We start from the raw sequence: 21,437 nt of genomic DNA on the forward strand, positions 1-21,437 counted from the left end.
ACACCGAGTGTCGTATCTCCGCATGCCGATGCACATGGCGAAACAGTGCCACACGGCCCTGGCAGTGCCGCTCAGCACAAGTTCGTGAAGGAGGGACCAGACCGAGAGCGAATACCTTCGGTGCCTCAGAGTCAGCGGAAGGAAAACCCACCGGCGGCCTCGTCAGGTGTGACGCCCTCTCGGCGTCCGGGGACGTCGTGGACGGCTACCGCGCCTTCCGAGCGCAGTTGGCCGGTGCCGGCATCCCGGCTCATGGCCGCGGCGTAGGCGCGGACATCCGCGGCAGTGACATCCGGGCGTCCCCGCTCGCCGTGCTGTTGCAGGAGGCCGGTGATGTCGGGGGCGAATCTCAGCATGGTCACCGGGGCGTCGAAGCGCCTGGCGAGGGTGAGGAGTCGTGCGCGTGCCTGCGGGGTGACATTCGTCGATTCGGCGACCGCGGTTCGTCCGGCAGCGAGCCTGGCGACAATCCTGCGGTCGCGTTCCTCGAAGACACGTGCGTCCACCACGTCGGAGTCCGCTTCGGCGGGCGGGACACCGAAAAGCTCCGCGCGGATCTCGTCGCTCGACACCACGGCCTCGGCATCGATCTGCCCCCACTTGATCAGTGCCCGAACGAAGCTGGTCTTGCCCGAGGCCGGTGGCCCGACAAGGATGACCAGTCCCACCGACACCCGGATCAACCGGTCGCCGTCAGGCGCGGGAACATCGCTCACCATGCGGGACCGGCCGAGACAGAAGCCACATGGGCCGTCGAGGGCCTGTTCGGGTAGGTCGAAGGGAAGTCCGGCGGCCAGGATGTTGTCCTCGTGCCTGCCACTCCCGGCGAGTAGAACGCGAAGCACCATGTGTCCAGAACGCCCGTGAAGCACAGACGACACAGCCTCACCGGTTGCTCCTCGTCCCGCAACTCGCCCGCCCCATCGGCACATTGGGAACGCAAGCGTACTTGGACGCCGGTGAGCCGGCGCCAGCGCTCCTCGGCATGGACAACCACACGTCGGCGCAGGTGGTGCTGCATGGACTCGGGCGGGTTCTTCGGCACGGGCCCATCCTGAAGGGTCAGGCCCGGGTAAGCCATGATCAGGCGTCGGCCGTCCGGCGCCTATGGGAAGAGCAGCCGTCGGAGTCGGGTGCGAGTGCTGTGTCAAAGCGCTGCCGCCCGAATCGCACGAAGGCCAACCATGCGGCCCGAGTGGCCGACTTGGTCGTCGTCGATGGCCTGGCCGCCAGCTCGCCACGCAGGAAGGCGAGGGCTTCCTCCAGCCGTGGCCTGTTGGGCACGCCAGCTCTCCTCGCTTCGTGAATCAGCACCTTAACGTCGTGGGGCCGGATCCAGCCCTGGCCTTCGAGGCATCCGCCTGCCGTCCCGCAGCGCTCGGTCACAACCGAGAACGCGCTTGTCGTGCTCATCAGCATCACCATCGGCTACGTCCTCTACCGCCGCAGCAGCACTGCTCACGCGGGGGCGGGCACCAAGGGTGACTTGGCCATGGCTCTTGGCGCAACGGCCACGTGTGTGATTGTGCTGGCCTTCCTCTTCGGGATGGGAGACGGGGCATCTACCCACTCTCCGCGCCTAGATCCATCCGTCCTGCCAGCGATTTCTCCCTCTGCCGCGCCGTGAAGGGCGTTGCGGACTGCCATCGTTCAGCCGCGAGCAGCAGCCGTCAGCGGCTGAAGCCCGCATCACGAAGGCCCGACGACGTCCAGCCATGAGAACTGTGCAACTCGTCAGGATGGAGCGTGCCATGCGTGGGCAGTCTCAAGAAATCGTTACTGAGTGGGCGAACTACCCCCATGTTCCAGCGCCGATACCGGTGACGATCTCAATCCATTCGCTGCACTCGCTTCCGAAAGGGTGGGCGTCGCGCAGACTGATGTCGTTCTTGAGTCCGTCCACCGTTCCCTCCAGGTCTTCGAGGAAGTTGTCATCGTCCTCGTAGTTCTCGGGCAGGCCTCCGACGATCTTGGTCAGCTCGGTGATCGTGTACAGCAGCGACGAGAGGTCCGCGTGCAGCGGAATAGGACGCATGATGTCCTCGGCCAGCTGGTGCACTTCTCCGGTCCGGGTGTCGATCACGACGACGCTGATCTCGAAGTTGCCTAGGAAGACCCAGTTGGCGGCTGAGGGAGGCAAGTGCCATGTGGCTGCCAGCTCTCCAAGGAGGACCTGCCTGAAGCCGGCGTCTACTTCGTCAAGGTTCGGGAAGGAGATGAACTCGTTCTCCGGAAGCCCGATGCCCGCAAGGAGTGCAAGGGCTTCGCCGGTGAATCCGGCAGCCTGGGCTGCTGGAAATGGGACCTGCCGAACGTGCTCGGCGCCGAAGGTCTGAGCAAGGTCGTCGTGAGACAGTTCGAAGATCATCTGTTCCTGCCGTGTTTCTTTCACCCTGGTACGGCGTGAGCGAGGTGCGCGTCGCATACCAGCTCTTCAGGCCTTCACGGTAGTCAATGCCTCTTGGTCGACGCGTCTGCGGTCCTTGTAGCCAGATTCACCGAGCTGCTGCTTGACTGGTCGTAGCTTGTGAGCGGGTGATGGGGCATATCGTCCCGAAGTACTCGGCTGTCCATTGGTCGCACTACAACGGCTGCTTCCGGCAGGGCTTGCGTTCGGCGTACAGAGTTGGAGCCCGTCCTGCTGCCCGGCTTTGAGCAGTGGGTACCCGACGGAGCGATTTCGTCCTCAAGTATCAGATAGCGAGTAACCGCTTTAGCCGCGGACAAGTGTTGGTGACGCCTTAGTTGGAGGTCCGAGTGTCGTCGATGGACCGGTTGCGGAATGTGCTAGGGGCGCCCTCAGGAGGGGGAGGAGGGAGCTTTGAGGCCGTAGAGCACGCTCTTGGGGTCGAGCTACCGAAAGAGGCGAAGGAGTTTTGTTCACTTTATGGGGATCGGTTGATCTCTGGGTTTATTGCGGTCTACGGTCCCAGGTTCATGCTTGATAAGGGGATCTGGATGAGCGATTTCGTTCGAGACGGTCACTCCACCATCCCCAACGCTGTCCTGCCTGATGCTGGAGGCATGCTCCATTGGGGACATTCCATCGAGGGCGACAGTTTCTTCCTCGTAGACCGCGAGGACGGGAGGTGGACAGTTTCCGCGTTCCGCAGGAACTGGCATGACTGGTACGAGTCCGATGAAACCCTGACTGACTGGCTGGCGGGCGTCTTCACCGGGCGTCACGCTACAGACTGGATGCCGGAATGGCCGGACACTCACTGGTTTGAATAGGTGTCCCGCCGCGGCCGCCGGTGCGGCTGACAACCGGCCACTCTGGCAGGTCAGGCAACACACGCCTCACCTCCACACCACGGGACCAGATCGGTTATGAGGCGCGGCGGAAGACGGTTGGCCGGGCCGATGACGCCGGATCCGAGTGTGCGCGAGCCCCATCCGGACACCTATTGCGCCTCAAGGCCCGTGCGAGACGAGCCCCCGGCGGCCCGTCGACGGCCTGGCCACGCTCCTGGCTCGTCGGCCGCTGCTCGGGACGCGAGTCCTCAGACGCACCGGGCAGGCAGTAAAAGGCGCGTAAAGGCTGCCGGAACTCGGCAATGACCGCCGTGGTTGCTGCGTGAGACCCTCTCCGTGGCGTGGGGCGAACGACGGCGGGGAGGTGAAGTTCCGTGACTGTGTTTCTGGGTCTCGGCATCGCAGGTCTCGTCCTGCTGGTGCTCGCGCTCGTCTTCGACGGTGTCCTTGAAGGGCTCTTCGGCGGTGTCGGTGCACTTGAGGGGCTGTTCGACGGGCTGCTGTCGCTTCCGGTGATCGCCGGGTTCGTCTCGATGCTCGGCTTCAGTGGGGCGATCGTGCTGGGCACGACGGGTCTTGGGGCCGGCGGCGCGGTCGTGGTGGGGGCGGGCGCGGGAGTGGGGGCGGGCTGGCTGACCTGGCGTCTCAGCCGGGCTCTGATGCGGGACGAGCCCTGCACAAGCCCGCGCGGTACGGACCTGGTGGGCACTTCCGGCTCCGTGGTCACGCCGATCCCGGCCGACGGCTACGGCGAGGTGCTGGTGTACCTGGCGGGCCAGCCGGTGAAGTACGCGGCGAAAAGCGCCGGCCCCGTCGAGCGCGGTACCGAGGTGTGGGTCGAACAAGCTCTGTCGGCCACCTCCCTGGCGGTACGCCCGGTCGACCGCTGAGTCTTCGTCCGTTGGTCGTTGTTGTTGTTGTTTCGTTCCGCCCCGCACACGGGGGGCTGGGTTTCAAAGAGGGGCGTTGTCATGAGTCCTGTCCTCGTCGCGGTCGTGGGAGTCGTCGTACTCCTGGTCCTGCTGGCTCTGGTCGTGGTCACCCGATACAAGGTGGCCGGTCCCAGTGAGGCGTTCATCGTCACCGGGCGGCGCGGCAAGAAGGCCACCGATCCGGAGACCGGCCGGATCTTCACCGACAACAGCGGGCAGAAGGTCGTAGTCGGCGGCGGCGTGTTCGTCGTGCCGTTCGTACAGCAGAAGTTCACCCTCGACCTCTCCTCACGGCACATCCCTGTCGCGGTGCGCGGTGCGGTCACCCTGCGCGGGGTCAAGGCACACCTGGAAGGCGTCGCCATCGTCAAGGTCGGTGGCAGCGAGGACTCCATCCGCGCCGCGGCCCAGCGGTTCTTGATGCAGCAGGACGGCATCGTCGGCTTCACCCAGGAAGTGCTCTCCGGCGCGCTGCGCGCCATCGTCGGCCGGATGTCGGTGGAGGACATCATCCGCGACCGGGCGGCGTTCGCAGGTCAGGTGGCCGAGGAGGCGGAGGCCAGCCTGTCCGGGCAGGGCCTGGTCCTGGACGCCTTCCAGATCCAGGACATCAGCACCGAGGGCTCCTACCTGGAGGACCTCGGCCGCCCGGAGGCCGCCCGAGCCAAGCAGGAGGCCGACATCGCCGAGGCCGTCGCCCGGCGAGCCGCCGAGCAGGCCCGGCTGAAGGCCGAGGAGGAGATCGCGATCGCGCAGCGGACCTTCGCCCTCAAGCAGGCCGAGATCAAGGCCGAGACGGACGAGGCCGCCGCCCGGGCCGCTGCCGCCGGGCCGCTGGCCGAGGCCGCCCGCCGCCAGGAGGTCCTCGCCGAGCAGGAGAAGGTCGCCGAACGGCAGGCCGCACTGACCGACCGCGAACTGGACACCAAGGTCCGCAAGCCCGCCGACGCCGCCCGCTACCAGGCCGAGCAGGAAGCCGAGGCCCGCCGCATCGCCCTGGTCAAGCAGGCCGAAGCCGACGCCCAGCGCTCCCGGCTGACCGGTGAGGGCGAGAAGGCTCACCGTGCGGCACTCGCCGACGCCGTCCGTATCGAGGGCGAGGCCGAGGCCGCCGCGATCGGCGCGAAGGGTGCCGCCGAGGCCGAGGCCATGCAGAAGAAGGCGGATGCGTTCGCCCAGTACGGCGACGCGGCCGTGCTGCAGATGCTCGTCGAGGTCCTGCCCCAGGTCGTCGCCAAGGCGTCCGAGCCGCTCAGCGCCATCGACAAGATGACGGTCATCTCCACCGACGGCGCCTCCCAGCTCTCCCGGACGGTCGCCGACAACGTCGCCCAGGGGATGGAACTTCTCAGCTCCACCACCGGAGTCGACCTCGCCGAACTGCTGAAGGGCATGACCCAAAGGGCCGGCGGGACGCAGGCCGCGACCACGGCGCCCGCCGAGGCCAACGGAAAGATCCAGGTCACCGGCTGACGTCGGCGCCCAACGGCGCACCGCGCCCGGACGGTCCTCGCAACCGCCCGGGCGCACACTGGCCAACGGCGCCCGGCGCCATTCGGGGCCGGCACAGGCCCGGGTCTCCCTCCGGATGCCGATCGCCACACGGGCGAGGAGAACTGCCATGGCGCGCAAGCGAGTTCGGGCGGCGATCGGGGATGCCCGGATAACCTGTCAGGTCTGCCGCGGTGATCTGTTCCGGGAGCGGGACGTGATGCTCAACAGCGTCGGCCTGGAGTTCTTCAAACTGGCGTGGGCGGACGAGACAGCCAGGGGTCTCATCTGCCGGCACTGCGGGTGCGTGCACCTCTTCGTGAACAAGAACATCAAGCTCTACCGCGCCAACAACTAACTCCCGGCGATTTCAGCTTGGTTCGGCGAACCCTCCACATGGCTCTCACCGGTGACCAGGACGCGTCACTCACGAGCTCCGGATGAACATCAGCCGACATCCCCGCCGCCCGACTGGAGCACATGGCCGCGCCACATGTGTTCCGCGCCGATGTCCTGGCCGCACTCCGACGACGTACGACCCTGGGCTACAGGAAGGCTTCCAGTGAAAGAGAAGCCCGCCGTGCGCGCTCGTGACCTGGGGGTCGAACACGAAACGGTTGGGCACACGCTCTCCGCACCGCTGCGGGCGGCGGTGCGGAGAGCGGTGTCGGGAGCCGCTACTCAATCGCCCATATCTGGTAGATCGGCGGGAACGTGAACAGCAGGCCGGCGGTGACCAGTGCCGCCGTGGCAATCACCGTCGTACGCAGGCGCACCGTGCGGCGGCGCAGTGCCACGTGAAGGACGAGCCAGCTGAGGAGATAGGCCGCGGTCGCGAGCGTGGTCTTTCCGGCGAGCGGCCCGACGCCTTCGTGCAGGGTGAACCACTCCTTGACGGCCAGGTTGGCGTCCGAGGCCACCACGGCGGCGCCCAGCACGGTGCTGGCGACACCGCAGGCAAGGAGCGCCGCCGCTACGGAACCGGGGACAGCACCGTCAGCGTCGGACGCGGGTTGCTGTGCCTCCTCGGCCGGCTGGGCGGCAAGGGTTGCTTCGTTCTCCAGAGTTGACATGGCGATGCCTTTCGGTGGCTCAGTGGCCGAGGAACTGGTTGGGAGCGACGGCGTTGATGATGGAGCCGAGTCCCGCGGCTACAACGGAGATCAGGAACGCGAGCGTGAACAGCACGGTCGTGACCCGCCGCACCCGCTTGTCCTTCTCCAGGAGGTCACGGTGCCGGATGGCCAGGTAGGCGACGGCGGTGGCGATGAACGGCACGATCCAGCCTGCGTGTTCCTTCCATTCCATGCCGAAGTGGTGCCAGATCTCGGTTGCGGGATCGGCCACCAGCGACGCCTTGGGGTAGTCGACGAGATCTGCTCCCGGCTCCGGCTTGGCCCGGTAGCCGGGGTAGACCAGCCAGGTGCCGCTGATGACCGTCGCCCAGGCCACGACCGCGAGACCGGCCGTGCTCCAGGTGCGTACCGTCCGCTGCAGAGGGGTCGGCGACGTCCGCAGAAGGGTAGCCATGCCTCCCGCGTAGGCGTGGAGGAACAGCACGCCGAGTGTGAGGTGCAGCATGAAGAAGAATTGACCTGAGGTCAACACAGCAGGGTTTCCTCCGGTGATGGGCGCTGTACGGCGCGGGGAAGGGCAGGGCGGAGCACGCTCCGTGGCCCCGGGGAGGGACGTGGCGTGGGGGGTGAGCTTCGCCGCGAGAGATCGCGTTCGGAACCGGGGTCGGGAAGTCGGGCCGCGGTTTGGCGGTGGACTCGGCTCGGGCTGTCGGGCGGCTCGGGTGGCGGGCGTCACCGCGGGAGTTGACCGGAGACCAGGTAGACCAGCCGCACCACGGCCTGGAGCACCGTCGAGTCCGGCTGGAAGTTAACAGTCCCGTTCAGCAGGGTGGCGTAGCAGGAGTCGGGCGGATCGTGGCCCTGACGCCTCGGTACCCGGGCCCGGGCCCGACAGGAAGCGCGCCTCTTGCAGATCGTGAATGCCGTACGCCAGCACGCCCGCGGCGACGACCACCAGCAGACCGCCACGGTGTGTGAGGAACTTCGCGAGGCCGATCCGCAGCGGGCCGCATCAGAGCAGCCAGCCGAGCAGCGCCGCGGTCAGCAGACCGGGCGTCACCCCGGTGAGCGGCCGCACCGCCTCGTCGTCCATGGCCTACACGGCGCCTTGACGCCGGGCCCGATGTTCTCGCGCTCGGTCACGATCCTGCCGTCGGGGAAGGGGGAAGGGGGAGGCAGACCTTGGAGCCGTTGTCCCCGACGGCGAGCTGGACATGACCGGCCGGGAACCCCTTCTTCGACACCTCGCACGCGGTCTCCGAGGCGGTCACCACGATGGCGTCGGACCTTGGCGCGGCCGCCGCTCTTACAGCCCAGGCCATCGGCAAGGGCCGCCGGGGCAGCCAGGACCGCGGTGGGAGGGACGGCTCGCATGGTGACTCCAAGCTGCAGGGAACACGAGAGAAGGTAAGGCACACCTAAATAAGCCTTGGATAAGTTAGCTGAGGATTGGCTGAAAAGCTACGAGTTCCCTGTGTCTCAATTTCGACGTACTGGCAGGTAGGTGAATCAGCCTGCGGTGTCGAGACCGACGGCCCGTGCCTGCCGGAAGGTCCCCGATCGGTGTTCGACGAGCTGTTCATCGGTCAGACCACGTGAGCGACCCTCGGCCGGCTCCACCAGCGCCTCCCCCGCAGAGGTGGCGCCGGTCCCGTCGCCGAGCAGGGCGCCCGCGAGGGATTCCTGGGCCTGCCGGGAGGACAGCACTTGCCGGCTCCAGGCGACGGCGTCAAACCTCGAAGCGCAGTTGAGCCCTCTCTCAGCGTTCGGCGACGCTCTCCTCATGCGGCAGGCCGATGCCGTTGTCGAACAAGTGCAGGGCACCGGCCCAACGGTCAGGCGCGACTCCGTCCTGCGCTTGGCGGTCGTTGAAGTTGCCGAAGCTGTCGAAGTTGCCGGTCATTCAGTCCGAACTCCCTGCCGACTCCTGCGTGAGGCCAGGGCCGCGGGCGGACAGCAGCCAGTCAGGGGTGGGGGCGTCGGGCACATCGGCCGGTCGGCCGACGGCGAACTCCTTGCGCAGCACCGGGACCACGTCCGCACCGAGCATGTCGATCTGCTCCAACCCCGCCACCCGCGGAAACGCCTTGGCCCCCATCATCCTCGCGCTGCTCTCCGCGGCGACCGCCGTCACACTCGGACTGGCCATCTGAGCCTGCCCTCCTGGGCACCGTCCCCGACCGCCCCTGCCACGGCCGCAGACCGCGTCCCGGTCACAACGGCTCCTTGTCCAGCCATTCGACCACCCGCTCGGAGATCCGGGCCGGCGTCGCAGCTCCGCATGGTGACTTGGTCGAGGAACCGCGCACGTACCGCCACGACATGGAGCGGAGCGGCCGCTTCGCTCGCCTCTCGACCCGCTGCGATGACCCGAACGCCTCGGTCGGATGGATCAGCACCTGGAAGTCAGCGGTGGACGACTTCGAACCGACTGCGACGATCTACCGCCCTGGGAGCGACCTCAGCCCCGGAAGCGCGGCGCGACCTGTCCTGCCCTGACGGTTCCGTGCCGCGCTTCCGGCCCTGGGCAGATCCGCGCTTCAGGGGGCCGAGGTCTGAGTGCCCCTTGTGCGGTAGGTCCTACACGCTGAGGAAGCCGTGCAGGTGGGCATTGAACTTGACCGGGTTCCTGAACGCCAGCAAGTGGTCGTTCTGTTCTTCCCGGTGTAGAGGAACAGCCGGCAGTCGTCGATGGCCGAGGCGATTCACCGCTCGCCGTCGACGAAGTCACTGTGCTCACCGACGAAGACCGCGGCCGGACATCGACACTCGATGAGGGTCACCTCGCCACGCGCTTCGACGTAGGCGAAGGCCGGCGCCTCGTCGGCGATGCACAGGTTGCGCGGGGGTCGCGCCGCAGGTTGCGGGCCTTGGCCGTCACACTTCCCATGGTGAACGGGACGCCTCGCCGTCGAAGACGTACCAGACGGGGGTGATGTTGGGCGTGCCTCCTGCCCCGACGATGGCGAACCGTCGGGTGGGCGCCCCGAGGGTGACAAAGGCGTGCCATTCATCGGTCGACATGCTGTGCATGGGGCGTCCTTGTCCGTGGCCGGTCGGTCGGTCGGCTGTTGGTCATCCGGGACGGCGGTTGCGCGGAATCGTCTCCAGGACGAGGTGGTAGGAGTGGTCGACGAGTTCGGCGACCAGGTCCGCCGTAACGCCCCGGCCGGCTCCTACGGAGATCCAGTGCCGCTTGTCGAGATAGCGACCGGGAGTGAGCGACGGGTACTGGTCTTGCAGCAGCCGCCCGTACTCCGGTTCCGCCTTGAGGGTGACGATGAGTTCGTCCGGGTCGTCGGTGAGGATCAGGAAGACCTTGCCCGCCACCTTGTAGACGTCCAACTGCTCGGTGAACGGGCGCCCGTGGCTGACTCCCGGGAGCGCGAGTGCGGTGTGGCGCGCGGTGTCCTGGAGCTTCGTGCCGCTGAAGGACATGCCGGAGGTCAGCCGCGGAGGCCGTAGGTGTGCGGGTCGACGGGCTGCTGGGACTTGGCGAGCCCGCTCACGACAAGCCGATAGGAGTCGGTCACGAGCTCCTTCACCAGCGTCTCGTCGATCGTGTTCCCGCCCTCCAGCGTGATCCAGTGCTTCTTGTTCATGTGGTAGCCAGGGGTGATCTCCGCGTGCTCGCGACGCAGGGAGGCCGCCTCGTCCGGCGCCGATTTGAGAATCACCATGGGCTCACCGGTCACCTGAGTCATGAGCATGAAGACCTTGCCGCGCACCTTGTACACCTCCCACTCGGGCCCGAAGGGGTGCTCCAGTCCGGCCCCGGGCAGTTCCTCGGCCCATTCAGCCGCGGTCTTCTGCAGCGTCTCTCCGTCCATCGTCATCATCTCCTCCATCGATCCGAACGCCCCGACCGGCGGTACGGGGCACCATGTGCCGTTTCCGACGTGATCATTACGAACAGCGGTGCCGGCAACACGATCGTGGCGGCGAGCACGCACACGCGCGGGCCGCACCACCATCCTTTCCCTGCCGCCGACCATGCGGCCGGTAAACTGCGGACACATGATGGTCGACAGGCGACACCCGCAGGGACGGGAGCAGGGTTCCGCCGCCCTCTTCGTCTCGCGGCCCGACTCCGCCGCAGGCGCAGAGCCCGAGTCCCAGTCCGCGTGCGTCCCGTTGTACGGCTTCCAGCCCCCGGTCGGTACGCCGTACGGTCTGGAAGTGACCACCGTCGAGGACTTCCATACCGACCACGACGACTGGCCGTGGAATCCGCCTCGTCCGGGCCGTGCCACCTTCCACTACCTGATCCTCGTCACGGAGGGTCAACTGCAGCACGATGTCGATCACGTCACACGCACCGTCGCTCCCGGCCAGTGGCTGTGGGTGCGCCCCGGGCACGTGCAGTGCTGGCACGACCCCGGCACCGCCCGTGGCCCCTTCATCCTGTTCGAACCCGAGGCGCTCCGGCCCGACATCGCCCGTCAGCTGGCTCCCGTCACCTCGCACGACGCCCCCGCCGTACTGACCCCGCATCCCGACGACGCCCCCTGGCTGGAGCAGACCGCTTTCCAACTCCTGGACGAGCACCGTGCGTTGGGGCGTCGTCCGCTCACAGCGCATCACGCCCTGCGGTGCAGCCTCCTCGAAGCCCTGCTGCTCCGCCTCGCCCACTCACCGGACGTCACACCAACTCCGGTCGCCGCCACAGCCACTCCCCCGGGCGGCACCTCAAAACGACGGCCGCCCTACGAACGATTCCTGGACGCCCTGGAGCTGCACTTCCGCGAACTGCACCACGTCGACGACTACGCCCGGCTGCTCGGCTGTTCCGTACGCACCCTCAGCCGCGCCGCCCGGGCCGCCGTCGGCACCGGAGCACGGCAGGCCATCGACCAGCGCCGCCTGCTCGAAGCACGCCGCCTCCTCGGCCACGCCCAGTGGACCGCCCGCGCGGTCGCCGACCACCTCGGCTTCACCGACACGGCCAACTTCGGCCGCTTCTTCCGGCACCACACGGGCCTCACACCCGCCGCCTACGCGGCTCGTCAGGCCACCCCGGATCCCTGAGACTCTCCCGCCTGTGGACACGGTGGACATCCCAAAACACTGAGTTGTCCTCTCCCTCGTCTCTCCGTCTGCGGGTCGACGACGTAGATACCGGTTGAGGTCCTGGGCTGTTTCGAGCGAGTCACCCCGCAGGATGGATGGCCCTACCGCCGCGCCCGTCGCTGAACGGTCCGGACAGCACGAGGTGCCGTGGTCCACCAACTCGCTGTAGGGCCTCACTCACCTCGGGGCGCGGTAGGCCTGCGAGAAGTTCGAGCGTCACGACAAACGGCTTCGTCGGCAGCTGACCAAGACCGTGGCCGAAGGGGGTGCGCCGGTGGATGTCATCTCTTACATCGCCGTCGGACTGGCCGTGGCCGCCGGCCACACCTCCCGGGTGACCGGCCGCACGATGATGGCGACGGCGCGGGCCGTTGGGGAGTGCGCGGTGCGGGCGGGCCCGGACGGAGCGATCTCGCTGCCGCTACCACTGGTGGGCACGCGGGACGCGGCCCGCGAGATCCGCACCGGCCGCGACCAAGGCTGCGGTGGAGGGCGACGTCGCACCCACGGCCACCGGAGGCCGAGCTGCGTGCCGCGGTCTCGGCGACGCAGTGGACGCCTCGGTACGCCTGACCACGGAGACGTCATGGCCGAGGGGTTGACCTCGCGCAAATGGGTGACCCGTCAACTCATCTACACTCGCTGACATGGATGAAGAGGTGCGGTGGTTGACGCCGGAGGAGCAGCACGCCTGGCGGGGGTTTGTCCGGTTGCATGAGCGGCTGGGGGGCCGTCTGGCACGCATGTTGCAGAGTGAGTCCAAGCTCTCGGCCGCGGATTTCGGCGTGCTGGTCAATCTGACGGACGTGCCGGACGGCCGGCAGCGTTACCAGGACCTGGGCCGGGCGCTCGAGTGGGAGAAGAGTCGCATGTCCCACCACATCGCGCGGATGGCCGGTCGGGGGCTGGTGATCCGCGAGGAGTGCCCCGAGGACGCGCGGGGAGCCTTCGTGGTGATCACGGACGCCGGGCGGGCGGCGATCGAGGCGGCGGCTCCGCTGCATGTGGAGGCGGTGCGGGAGCTGTTCCTGGACCATGTCACCCCAGCGGAACTGCGGACGCTGGCCGACATCTCCGAGCGAGTGGTGGCAAAGCTGGACGAGGACCCCGCCTGAGCGGCCGATCGCACTGCTACCTGCCGGCAAAGGCGTCGTGAGACTGCCCTGGGCCGCGAAGCCATGGGCAGCCGCCACGGTCGTCGGACGGCTCCTGGCCCCTCGTCCTGCCCCGACAGCGCCCGCCATCCCGCACCCAGGCGGCGGACGGCGGAGTTCCGATACGCATGGCGGCTCCGGTTCCCTCGTGCGGTACCTCCGTCACGTTGTACCGCGGCCCGTGTGAGGCGGTCCTCGATCCGGCCCAGGACCTTGAGAGCCTCGGCCTGTTCCATGAAGGTCGGGTCGTTGACGGCGGTGGCCTCCCGTTCGAGCCACGCGCGCTCCACCTCTTGCCGCAGGGCGTTGCTGGCGAATGACCTACAATTAAACATCCAGGGAAGATAATTCTTCGGAAGATGAGTGATGGCTGACGCTGACCTGAAGCTGCTCTACCGGGAGCTGGTCTCGCTGGAGATCGAGCTGTGGAACGGCATCGAAGGTCGGATGCGGGCCGCGTATGACCTACCGCTGACCTCGTTCGAAGTACTGCACCTGCTGCTGCAGCGGCCCGGGCGGCGGATCCAGGACATCGCGGAGGAGTTCTCGATCACGGTGGGCGGCACGAGCAAGGTCGTCGACCGTCTGGAGGCGGCGGGCCTGTGTGAGCGGCGGGCCAATCCGAACGACCGCCGTTCCTCGATCGTCGAGCTGACGACCAAGGGGCGGAAGCTCGTGGACGGGGCGCTGAAGGTCTTCGAGGACGAACTGGAACTGCGGATCGGGGCGGTCATTCCTGGGAAGTCCGTGCGCGAGTTGACGGAGGTCCTCAGCACACTGCGGACGGCCGGACGCGCCCTGGATGCGGAGCGGAAGGCCGCAGGACAAACACCAGTGCCGGGTATGCGGGCGCCGAAGCAGCCGGGCCGGTCGGCACCGTGAGCTGTCACGCCTCAGAAAGCCCCTTGTGCTGATGAGGCCGAGGCCGGGCGCCGGCCCCATCAGCGCACGGGTCAGTCGGCGATGCCGTCGAACGCGATGACCTTGTCGATGCGGCCGCGGACAAGAAGGTTGCCGGGGCCGCCATTGCGTGCGCCGTACTCCTCGGCGCGGTCGTCACCCATGTAGCGGGCGCCGAGGAGACCACCCCGGCGCAGCATGTCGTCGGGGTCCTCGGAGATCTCGGCTCGTCCTTGGAGCAGGACGAATGCGTACGGTGGCCGGTCCTCGTCGACGCAGAGGACGAACCGCCCGTCGCGGGCGAGGTTGCGGCCCTTGACGCCGTTCTTCTCGGTGGTGAGCACGATGTCGTCGCCGTCGAGGAGGAACCAGACCGGTGTGACATGGGGGCTGCCGTCGGCGCGGACGGTGGACAGCTTGCCGGTGCGCGTGCCGTGCGTCACAAACGCCCGCCACTGCTGCTCGGTCATCTTCCGCATGTGGGTGCCTTTCGCATTCGTGCGGATCGGCTCGTGGGTGTCCGAGGCCGAATCTGCCTCGGACACCCGGAGGTTCAGCCCCAGAAGGCGTCTTCAGCGGCCGGGTCGCCGGAGAAGAGCCACATCTCGGTGATCTTGCCGTTCTCGATGCGCAGCAGGTCGACGCCGTCCATGCTCATCGAGGCGTCGTCGTGGCGGCCGTTGAAGTGGATGGTGGCGGCGACCAGGTCGCCGTTGGCCATGAGGGTGTGGATCGTGTCGATGGCGAAGGTGCCCCGGCTGGTTTCCATCATGCTGCCGAGCATCTGGAAGACGGCGCCCTGGCCCTTGTGCTCGCCGGAGAACTGGTTGGCGCCGGGCTGGTGCCAGACGATCGCCTCGTCGAGGAGTTCGCCGAGGGCGGCCATGTCTCCCGTCTGTACGGCCTGGAAGTAGGTGCGGGCGATATCGATGTTCGTGCGGGTCATGGTGCTTGCTCCACGGGTTGTTTGTGCGCGGTGGTGGCTATCGGGCGAAGTCGAGGCGTTCGGCCAGGCCGGCGTCGGTGGACGCGGCCTCGATCTCGTGGCGGCCTTCCTTGCAGGGGGCCCAGCTGTCGAAGTGGGCGGGGACGACCCGGCGGGCGCCGAGCAGCTTCGGACCTCGGCACCCTGAGCGCCGTCGAGGGTGAGCAGGGCGCCATCGAAGGCGAAGGCCATCCGGGCACCGCCGAGGAAGGGGATCGCGGTGTCCACCGGGGCGAACTTCTCGGTGATCTCCTCGATGCGCTCCAGGGCGGCGTTGTCGCCACTGACATAGACGGAGGGCAGGTCGTCGGAGGTGAGCACGAGGCCGACGAGGTCGCCGGTGACCGGTTCACAGCCGGCAGGGCTGTGCCGGGCGGGCAGGCCGGTGACGGTGGCGGTGCCGCCGTCGGGCCGCTTGAGCTTCCGGTCACGGAGCGGGTACGGAGAACACGCCGAAGTGGCTTCCTGCCGTGTCCTGCAGCCGGGCGAAGGTGAAGCCCGCGGAGTCGGAGGAAGGCTCCATGAGCACCTTGGCGCCCAGTTCTCCGGCGCGCTCGACGGTCGCGGCGACGTCCTGGACGAGGACGTAGAAGATCGCGTAGTTGGCGAACTGGCCCTCCGACTCCCACACGCCGCCCGTCGGCTGCTGGGCGCCCGGCGTCATCACCGAGTGGTAGGTGACGCCCGGGGTGTTGGTGTTGAGGACGTACCTCCAGTCGAAGAGCTCGCCGTAGAACTCCTTGACCTTCTCCGGCTGCTCGGTGCCGAACTCGAACCAGGCGACCGAGTGCAGGGCGGGAACGGTCATGACACTCACTCCTTACAGCCCCATACGGGATGAAGATCACCCTCTGGGACGGGTTGCATCCGGACGGCTGCTTTCAGGCGGGACGGATCCAGGCCGACCTGCTGGGGCAAGCGGCCAGGCGCCCTGGATCAGCTGCGGTCCAGCAAACCATTTAGATTCCATGGAATCAACTTCCAGGGATTATTGTTCTGCGTGATGCAGGTCTGCCCGACGACCAGAGTCACCTGGCCCGCGGACAGCAGGAGGGCCCTGCCGCCCTGGTGGCAGCGGCCGACAGCCGAGAGGAACCCGTCATGGAACCCGTCGAGATCGAGGCGAAGACCCTGATCCAGAGGTCGAGCACCCCGTCGAACGACTACGTCATCAACCCCTACACCGGCTGCGTGTTCGGCTGTGCGTACTGCTTCGCGTCCTTCGCGGGACGGCAGTTCGGCCGGTCGGCCAAGGAGTGGGGCGACTACCTGTACGTGAAGAAGAACGCCGTCGACCTGGCCCGCAAGGAGCTGGCCAAGATGCCCGAGCACAAGCGCCGCGGCACGATGCTGCTCAGCTCAGTCACCGACCCCTACCAGGGCCACGAGACGAAGTACCGGCTCACCCGCGGCATCCTGCGCGAGCTGAAGACGGTCGAGTACCCGGGCCTGGTCCGCATCCTGACCAAGTCGCCGGTCGTCACCCGCGACATCGACCTGCTCACCAGCCTGCCCCGGGCCGAGGTCGGCATGACCGTAACCACTGCGGACGACAAGGTCGGCCGCTGGCTGGAGGTACGCGCCCCGCTCGCCACCCGCCGCCTGCGCACCCTCGCGGAACTCCGCGAAGCCGGCATCCCCACCTTCGCCTTCGTCGGCCCGCTCCTGCCCCACTTCGCGACCCAGCCCGAACTCCTCGACCACCTCTTCGGGCAGCTCGTCGAAGCCGGCGTCACCGAGGTGTTCATGGAACACATCAATCTCAAGCGGTACATCCGCGAGCGCATGGACCAGGTCCTTGCCGACGAACCCGACGAGGTGCGCGAGGCGTACGTACAGGCCCGCACCACGGAACACCGCGAACGGCTCGACGCGATCGTGGCGGACCTCCTCGCCAAGCATGGGATGCGGCTGCGCTTCGACGAGGTCGTCCACCACGACGACAACGACGCCTTGCGGCAGAGGCTGGCGGGCTCCGCGTGAGCGCATCGGCGTCCGAGCGGGAAGGTCAGGCGATGGCGTCGGGCAGTCCACACGATGCACCCCGTCCGAGCCGCATGCCGCCCCAGCTTGCCCGGCTTCTGCTGCTCGGGCTGCGCCGAAGGCTCCGGGTCGTCCCAGGGCAGCTGGGCCTTCGGCACCCACCGTGCCGCTGACTTCGCAGACCTGGCCGTCAGACGCCGACGGCGCCAGGTACCAGCAGTCGCAAGGCGAAGGCGATCTGGCATGAGTGCTCGTCAGGGCGGTTGCACGCGACGTGCCAACTTCCGGCCCCATGCTTGGCCGGGAGCCTCGATGCAACGGTGGGTCAGCACGCACAACGGCAGCAGCAGAGCGAAGAATGCCGCTTCGAGTACGAGTTGGTCCTGCCGCCACCGGCCGATCGTGTGGTCGATCACCGCCAGCGGCACCGGATGCACCAGGTAGACCGAGTAGCTGACAGTGCCCAGTCCGATCAGCGGGCGCGGTATCTGCCGACGGCGTGACGCCAGTCCGGTGCCGAAGGTGACCACGGCCAGCAAGAACGCCACGATCCATCCGCGTCGGGTGAAGTGGGAGCCGTCGCCGTACCGGTACGCACTGCCCACGGCGCAGGCCACCAGGACGACACCCGTGAGGGCAGCGCACCGCCAGGTGCTCTGCCCGTGCTCGGCACGGTAGGCGGCCGTGCCGAGAAACATCACGGCGAGGATCACCAAGCCCTCCCACAGGGGGACCGTGCCGTTGAGCAAAACCAGGACGAGGGCCAGCACCCCGCCCAGCATGCCCCCCAACACGCGAAGCACAGCTGACCTGGCACTCGCACGGCAGAGGGCGGCCACCATGGCGACCGAGGTGAACACGACGAGCGGGCCGGTGCCGACCATGTCCGAGAGGGCGGAAACCGGCAGCCCGATCCCTGCCGTCACGCTCGCGGCGGCGAGCACGGCCAGAGTGACGGCGACCGTCGCCGACCGCTGGTGAAGGCGGACGGTGAAGAGCGCGACGACCAGCAGATAGAAGGCCATCTCGTACGAGAGTGTCCACAGGATGAGCAGGAGATTGGGTGTCCCCAGCAGCTCTTGGAGCATGGTGACGTGCGCGACAGCCACCGTGGCCGCGCTGTGACCCCTCACATCGCGAATGTCTGCGACGCCCCCCATATGAAGGGCAAGGACCACGGTCACGATGGCCGCCCACAACGGGTACACACGGAAGATCCGTCCGATCCAGAATGTCCGGACGCAGCCCCGGCGCTCCAGCGAAGCGGGAATGATGTAGCCGCTCACCAGGAAGAACACCATGATGCCGTACCGGCTCGTGCTGAATTCCGGCATCAGCTCCCGTCGGAACTCCGCCATGAAGGTGTACGACGAGTGGTCGAACACCACGACGAGTGCCGCGATGCCACGCAGCGCGTCCAGCCAGCCCAACCGCGACAGACCGGTCGGCACGGTGGAAGCGGGTAGTCGTGGTGTCACGGCGGTGACTTTCTGGTGAGGGGGATGGAGGGGCGTTCTGTGGCTTCGACGGGTCCGGTGCTGAGGCGCTCGTTGCGCTGATTCCGAGACCGCGGGTCGGTGTGGTCAGAACGGGGCGCAGGTGGTCGCGAAGTCCTTGACCCGGCCGTCGAAGATGCGGCCGCAGGGTGGCGAGGCGGGTTCAGGACATGGCTGATGAAACCGTCTACGCCGCGATCCCCTAGAGGTGCCAGTGTTTACACCCAGGCCAAGTGAGGGCGATGGGCGGCGAGTTGACCGTTCCCCTTCCATCGCCCGTGCTGCGAAGTGCCCCTACCGTCGACTAGTTGCGCGGCAAGGCAACTTTCAGCGGAACGCAGGGCTCGGCCTCGCTCTTGGTCCGGTACAACTCGACCGCGCGGGGTCGGGAGTCGCCCTTGGTGTTCTCGAAGGCCAGCACGTTGCCCCGGCGGAGGGTCATGTCCCAGCTGGCCTTGATGGGGATGAGAGGTACAGGGTTGCCCTGCCGGTCAACCGCCACGAGCGGAGTGACCTTGCTGCGCTCGCAGACGTAGCCGGGAGCGAGCACGTCAATGGTCACCTCGATGCCCCACGGGCGCACCTTCCCCGCGAGTTCTCGCTGGGCCTCGACCCCGATGGTCTGGTCCTTGACGGTGAGCGTGACGCTGCCGTCGCCATGGCGTTCCACGGCGTACGCCCTCGAGTCGGCCGACGGCCCGGGCACGGCCCCGGCGGCCAGCCAGGCCATTGCGCAGACCGCCGCAACGACCGCGATCCGGCGCACGGTCAACAGACTGCGCACGGAAGTCTTCGCCTTGGCCTGGCCCGTTCCGACCTCAGCCGGCTCGGTGCCGCATCCTCCGGCCTCGCGCAGCTCGATCTCCTTCTTCAACTCGTCCAGGAGGCGGTCCTCGAACGTTGTCCCCGTGTTCATGCCTCTCCCCCAATGACGTACGACAGCGACGCGTCCGGCATCTCCGCTCCCGTGGAACTTGCCTGCGCGGTCGCGGGATCCGCCTCCGCGGCCTGACAGTCCGTCTCCGCCCGCAGGGCCTTGCGCGCCCGGTGCAGTCGGACGCGGGCCGTGACCTGGCGGATGCCCAGCGCGGCAGCCGCCTCCGTGACCGTGAGCTGATCGACCGCGATCAGTTCCATGACGGCCCGCTCCCCCTCGGGAAGCCTCGCCAGCGCTGCCAGGACGCGCCGCCCCGGGCTCTCCGCGTCGAGCTTGTCCTCGATGCGGACGATGTCGTCGGTCTCCAGCAAGCGCCGCCCGGCGAAGCGCAGATCGCGTTCGGCCTCCCGGGCGACCCGGCGGCGCTCCGACGACACCACGTTGCGCGCGATGCCATACAGCCAGGCCGTCTCACTGCCGAGGCGCGGCCGGTAGGAGTGGGCCGAGTCGAGGACGGCGATGAAGATCTCGGCCGTCAGGTCGGCCGCGGTGTGCGGGTCGTCGACGCGCCGGGCCACGAAACGCATCACCGCGTCCACGTGGCGCCGATAGAACTCCTCGAAGAGCTGCGGGTCACGTACCGCCGCGGCGGGCCCACCCCGTAACCGTTCCGCGCCATCCACAGGGTCTCCTTCTCGTCGGAGGCTTCCCGGCCTCCTCTTTGTCGAGGTCCACCGGAGTTCTCAAAGGCACTTCACCTGTTCTTGGAGGGAGGCGCGAAAAGCGTTACAGAGCGAACGCGAGACCACCGGCGTACGTTCTGCCTGCGGCCAAGAGGTCGATCGGTTCCTCAGGAGGTACGGGGGCCGAGGTGGAGGCACTCACCACCGACGCGAGGAGCCGGATTCGAGCTGCGAGCTGCGAGGCCACGATGCCGCACCGCACTGACAGATCATGGACGCATGCCTTGGACAGATCGCGAGTCGACGCGGACCCGGCTGCCGGCCGGAACTCCATGGCGCGCCAGCGCCTGCGGGCGGTCTGGTGTCGTCCTTCCCCAACGACCTGACGCTTCGTCGCCGCCTGGCCGAGATGTACCGGCTGTACGGCGAGTCGCGGAGACAGGTCGCTGGATGTATGTCGAAGAGGACTTCCGCTGCGCCGTCCTGCGCCGGAAGGCTCCGGGTCATCCCACGACAGCCGGGCCTTCGGCACCCACCGTGCCGCTGTCTTCGGAGACCTGGTCGTCAGCGGTCGACGGAGCCAGGTATCAGCGATCGCAATGCGAAGGCGATCTGACATGGGTCCTCGTCAGGACCAACAGCCGCGCGAGCGAGGCATTCATGCAGGGCCTGATCGAAGGTTCTGCGCTTCGAAGTGCGGGTATGGCACGCTCGCACACCTCAGGGCATGACGGATGACGGCGACGGGATCGCCGAGGTGGTAGACCTTCTCGGACGGTTCGATGCCGTCGAGGAACTCCTGGTAACGCGGGGCGTAGGACAAGTGGGCGAGCGGTTCCGCGATGGCCGGCGCACGTCGTGGCCGGCAGCCGGGAAGGTGCCTTCCCCAGGCATGTGCGCAGCACGTCTGGCGGGTGCACCTCGCGTACTTCACCTGGACCGAGGCGGACCTCGTGGCCGGGCCAAATCGGCGGACAGGGACGCTCCTTGGGGTTGCGGAGGCGGACCAGCCGATGACGCGGCGGGAGAACGGGCGCGAGCGCCCGCCCCCCGGTGGTGCCGGAGGGACGGGCGCTCGCGTAGTGGGATGGGCTTACTGGCTTACTGGAGTTTCATGCCCTCGGGGGAGGTGAGGCCCTTGTCGGGGTGGGCGCGGAATGTCGCCGTCCCCGTGGTGGGTGGGCAGGACGTGCCGTTGGGGTGCTGCTCCGTCAGCATGGCCCGGGTGCTGTCCTCGACGACCGTGTCACCGCTCTTGGCGGAGGTCACGGTGAACCGTAGCGGCACAGTGGACGCACCGACGTCGTCAGGGAGTTGGACCGACAGTGAGGCGAACGGGTCGTCGGGGCTGCCCGATGTCCGCTCCTCGCAGGTGTCGTCCACGCACAACCGGATCTTTGCCTCGTCCCGGCCGCCGAAGTCGGCGGGCTGCCATGCGACGGCGACCTGCGAGTCCGCGTCGACTCCGGTGCACGGCGTGTCGTGGCCGAGGAGTGAGCATCCGGTCAGGGAATAGCGCCAGCAGCGGTGTGAGA

The 21,437-nt window shown here is 67.8% G+C and carries 25 protein-coding genes and 2 pseudogenes; 9 read left to right on the forward strand and 18 right to left on the reverse strand.

Annotated elements, in window-relative coordinates:
• Positions 1–131 precede the first annotated feature (131 nt).
• From ACWBNA_RS23825 to ACWBNA_RS23835, 3 genes are all read right to left on the reverse strand, one after another.
• Entirely contained in the window at positions 132–848 is a 717-nt protein-coding gene (locus tag ACWBNA_RS23825; protein WP_482706532.1) for an AAA family ATPase, read from the reverse strand.
• Positions 849–1,083: 235 nt separating this feature from the next.
• The gene (locus ACWBNA_RS23830) at positions 1,084–1,425 is read right to left on the reverse strand and encodes a hypothetical protein (RefSeq protein ID WP_482706533.1); all 342 of its coding nucleotides are present in this window, start codon (positions 1,423–1,425) and stop codon (positions 1,084–1,086) included.
• A 367-nt stretch (positions 1,426–1,792) separates the two neighbouring features.
• Positions 1,793–2,368 (reverse strand): SUKH-4 family immunity protein, encoded by a 576-nt coding sequence (locus ACWBNA_RS23835; protein ID WP_482706534.1) that lies wholly within the window; start codon positions 2,366–2,368, stop codon positions 1,793–1,795.
• A gap of 590 nt (positions 2,369–2,958) precedes the next feature.
• Here ACWBNA_RS23835 and ACWBNA_RS23840 point away from each other — a divergent pair.
• The 4 genes from ACWBNA_RS23840 to ACWBNA_RS23855 all read left to right on the forward strand — a co-directional run bounded on the left by ACWBNA_RS23840 (position 2,959) and on the right by ACWBNA_RS23855 (position 6,036).
• Complete coding sequence (locus ACWBNA_RS23840) at positions 2,959–3,234, forward strand: hypothetical protein (protein WP_482706535.1); 276 nt, start codon at positions 2,959–2,961, stop codon at positions 3,232–3,234.
• A 395-nt stretch (positions 3,235–3,629) separates the two neighbouring features.
• Positions 3,630–4,145 carry a hypothetical protein gene (locus ACWBNA_RS23845; protein ID WP_482706536.1) on the forward strand — a complete coding sequence of 172 codons (516 nt, stop codon included), beginning with the start codon at positions 3,630–3,632 and terminating at the stop codon, positions 4,143–4,145.
• Between the two features lie 81 nt (positions 4,146–4,226).
• Positions 4,227–5,660 (forward strand): flotillin family protein, encoded by a 1,434-nt coding sequence (locus tag ACWBNA_RS23850; protein WP_482706537.1) that lies wholly within the window; start codon positions 4,227–4,229, stop codon positions 5,658–5,660.
• Positions 5,661–5,808: 148 nt separating this feature from the next.
• Positions 5,809–6,036 carry a hypothetical protein gene (locus ACWBNA_RS23855; RefSeq protein ID WP_482706538.1) on the forward strand — a complete coding sequence of 76 codons (228 nt, stop codon included), beginning with the start codon at positions 5,809–5,811 and terminating at the stop codon, positions 6,034–6,036.
• A gap of 319 nt (positions 6,037–6,355) precedes the next feature.
• Here the strand turns inward: ACWBNA_RS23855 and ACWBNA_RS23860 are convergent, their stop codons facing one another.
• From ACWBNA_RS23860 to ACWBNA_RS23895, 8 genes and pseudogenes are all read right to left on the reverse strand, one after another.
• The gene (locus tag ACWBNA_RS23860; RefSeq protein ID WP_482706539.1) at positions 6,356–6,751 is read right to left on the reverse strand and encodes a hypothetical protein; all 396 of its coding nucleotides are present in this window, start codon (positions 6,749–6,751) and stop codon (positions 6,356–6,358) included.
• Positions 6,752–6,770: 19 nt separating this feature from the next.
• Positions 6,771–7,283, reverse strand: a complete 513-nt coding sequence (locus ACWBNA_RS23865; RefSeq protein WP_482706540.1) for a hypothetical protein — start codon at positions 7,281–7,283, stop codon at positions 6,771–6,773.
• A gap of 980 nt (positions 7,284–8,263) precedes the next feature.
• Complete coding sequence (locus ACWBNA_RS23870; protein ID WP_482706541.1) at positions 8,264–8,461, reverse strand: hypothetical protein; 198 nt, start codon at positions 8,459–8,461, stop codon at positions 8,264–8,266.
• Between the two features lie 52 nt (positions 8,462–8,513).
• Positions 8,514–8,657 (reverse strand): hypothetical protein, encoded by a 144-nt coding sequence (locus ACWBNA_RS23875; RefSeq protein ID WP_482706542.1) that lies wholly within the window; start codon positions 8,655–8,657, stop codon positions 8,514–8,516.
• Positions 8,658–8,819, reverse strand: a pseudogene (locus ACWBNA_RS23880) (5,10-methylene tetrahydromethanopterin reductase); the annotation flags it as partial.
• Between the two features lie 812 nt (positions 8,820–9,631).
• The gene (locus tag ACWBNA_RS23885) at positions 9,632–9,787 is read right to left on the reverse strand and encodes a hypothetical protein (protein ID WP_482706543.1); all 156 of its coding nucleotides are present in this window, start codon (positions 9,785–9,787) and stop codon (positions 9,632–9,634) included.
• 42 nt (positions 9,788–9,829) lie between these two features.
• Entirely contained in the window at positions 9,830–10,192 is a 363-nt protein-coding gene (locus tag ACWBNA_RS23890) for an MmcQ/YjbR family DNA-binding protein (protein ID WP_482706544.1), read from the reverse strand.
• Positions 10,193–10,200: 8 nt separating this feature from the next.
• On the reverse strand, positions 10,201–10,584 hold the full coding sequence (locus tag ACWBNA_RS23895) for an MmcQ/YjbR family DNA-binding protein (RefSeq protein WP_482706545.1): 384 nt from the start codon (positions 10,582–10,584) through the stop codon (positions 10,201–10,203).
• A gap of 187 nt (positions 10,585–10,771) precedes the next feature.
• On the opposite strand from ACWBNA_RS23895, the gene ACWBNA_RS23900 reads away from it, so the two are divergent.
• The 3 genes from ACWBNA_RS23900 to ACWBNA_RS23910 all read left to right on the forward strand — a co-directional run bounded on the left by ACWBNA_RS23900 (position 10,772) and on the right by ACWBNA_RS23910 (position 13,860).
• Positions 10,772–11,782 carry a helix-turn-helix domain-containing protein gene (locus tag ACWBNA_RS23900; RefSeq protein WP_482706546.1) on the forward strand — a complete coding sequence of 337 codons (1,011 nt, stop codon included), beginning with the start codon at positions 10,772–10,774 and terminating at the stop codon, positions 11,780–11,782.
• Between the two features lie 689 nt (positions 11,783–12,471).
• Positions 12,472–12,939: a MarR family winged helix-turn-helix transcriptional regulator gene (locus ACWBNA_RS23905; protein WP_482706547.1), complete on the forward strand. Its 468-nt coding sequence runs from the start codon at positions 12,472–12,474 to the stop codon at positions 12,937–12,939.
• A 405-nt stretch (positions 12,940–13,344) separates the two neighbouring features.
• Positions 13,345–13,860 carry a MarR family winged helix-turn-helix transcriptional regulator gene (locus ACWBNA_RS23910; RefSeq protein WP_482706548.1) on the forward strand — a complete coding sequence of 172 codons (516 nt, stop codon included), beginning with the start codon at positions 13,345–13,347 and terminating at the stop codon, positions 13,858–13,860.
• 71 nt (positions 13,861–13,931) lie between these two features.
• Here ACWBNA_RS23910 and ACWBNA_RS23915 read toward each other — a convergent pair whose 3' ends face one another.
• The 3 genes from ACWBNA_RS23915 to ACWBNA_RS23925 all read right to left on the reverse strand — a co-directional run bounded on the left by ACWBNA_RS23915 (position 13,932) and on the right by ACWBNA_RS23925 (position 15,671).
• Positions 13,932–14,357, reverse strand: a complete 426-nt coding sequence (locus ACWBNA_RS23915) for a PPOX class F420-dependent oxidoreductase (RefSeq protein ID WP_482706549.1) — start codon at positions 14,355–14,357, stop codon at positions 13,932–13,934.
• A 74-nt stretch (positions 14,358–14,431) separates the two neighbouring features.
• Entirely contained in the window at positions 14,432–14,824 is a 393-nt protein-coding gene (locus ACWBNA_RS23920) for a nuclear transport factor 2 family protein (RefSeq protein WP_482706656.1), read from the reverse strand.
• Positions 14,825–15,290: 466 nt separating this feature from the next.
• Positions 15,291–15,671, reverse strand: coding sequence for a VOC family protein (locus ACWBNA_RS23925; RefSeq protein ID WP_482706550.1), 381 nt, complete (start codon positions 15,669–15,671; stop codon positions 15,291–15,293).
• A 293-nt stretch (positions 15,672–15,964) separates the two neighbouring features.
• Between ACWBNA_RS23925 and ACWBNA_RS23930 the strand changes: the two genes are divergently transcribed.
• Positions 15,965–16,846: an SPL family radical SAM protein gene (locus ACWBNA_RS23930; protein WP_482706551.1), complete on the forward strand. Its 882-nt coding sequence runs from the start codon at positions 15,965–15,967 to the stop codon at positions 16,844–16,846.
• Between the two features lie 254 nt (positions 16,847–17,100).
• Here the strand turns inward: ACWBNA_RS23930 and ACWBNA_RS23935 are convergent, their stop codons facing one another.
• The 3 genes from ACWBNA_RS23935 to ACWBNA_RS23945 all read right to left on the reverse strand — a co-directional run bounded on the left by ACWBNA_RS23935 (position 17,101) and on the right by ACWBNA_RS23945 (position 19,902).
• Entirely contained in the window at positions 17,101–18,276 is a 1,176-nt protein-coding gene (locus ACWBNA_RS23935; RefSeq protein ID WP_482706657.1) for an acyltransferase family protein, read from the reverse strand.
• A 370-nt stretch (positions 18,277–18,646) separates the two neighbouring features.
• Positions 18,647–19,258 (reverse strand): hypothetical protein, encoded by a 612-nt coding sequence (locus ACWBNA_RS23940; RefSeq protein ID WP_482706552.1) that lies wholly within the window; start codon positions 19,256–19,258, stop codon positions 18,647–18,649.
• Entirely contained in the window at positions 19,255–19,902 is a 648-nt protein-coding gene (locus ACWBNA_RS23945; protein ID WP_482706553.1) for an RNA polymerase sigma factor, read from the reverse strand. Before ACWBNA_RS23945 ends, ACWBNA_RS23940 begins: the two co-directional genes overlap by 4 nt.
• A gap of 248 nt (positions 19,903–20,150) precedes the next feature.
• Between ACWBNA_RS23945 and ACWBNA_RS23950 the strand changes: the two are divergent.
• Positions 20,151–20,370: pseudogene (locus ACWBNA_RS23950) on the forward strand (DUF6584 family protein); the annotation flags it as partial.
• Positions 20,371–21,003: 633 nt separating this feature from the next.
• On the opposite strand, the gene ACWBNA_RS23955 reads toward ACWBNA_RS23950, so the two are convergent.
• A complete protein-coding gene (locus ACWBNA_RS23955) occupies positions 21,004–21,285 on the reverse strand; it encodes a hypothetical protein (RefSeq protein WP_482706554.1) in 282 nt (93 codons plus the stop codon).
• Positions 21,286–21,437 lie beyond the last annotated feature (152 nt).

Source organism: Streptomyces sp. Q2 (assembly GCF_056820935.1).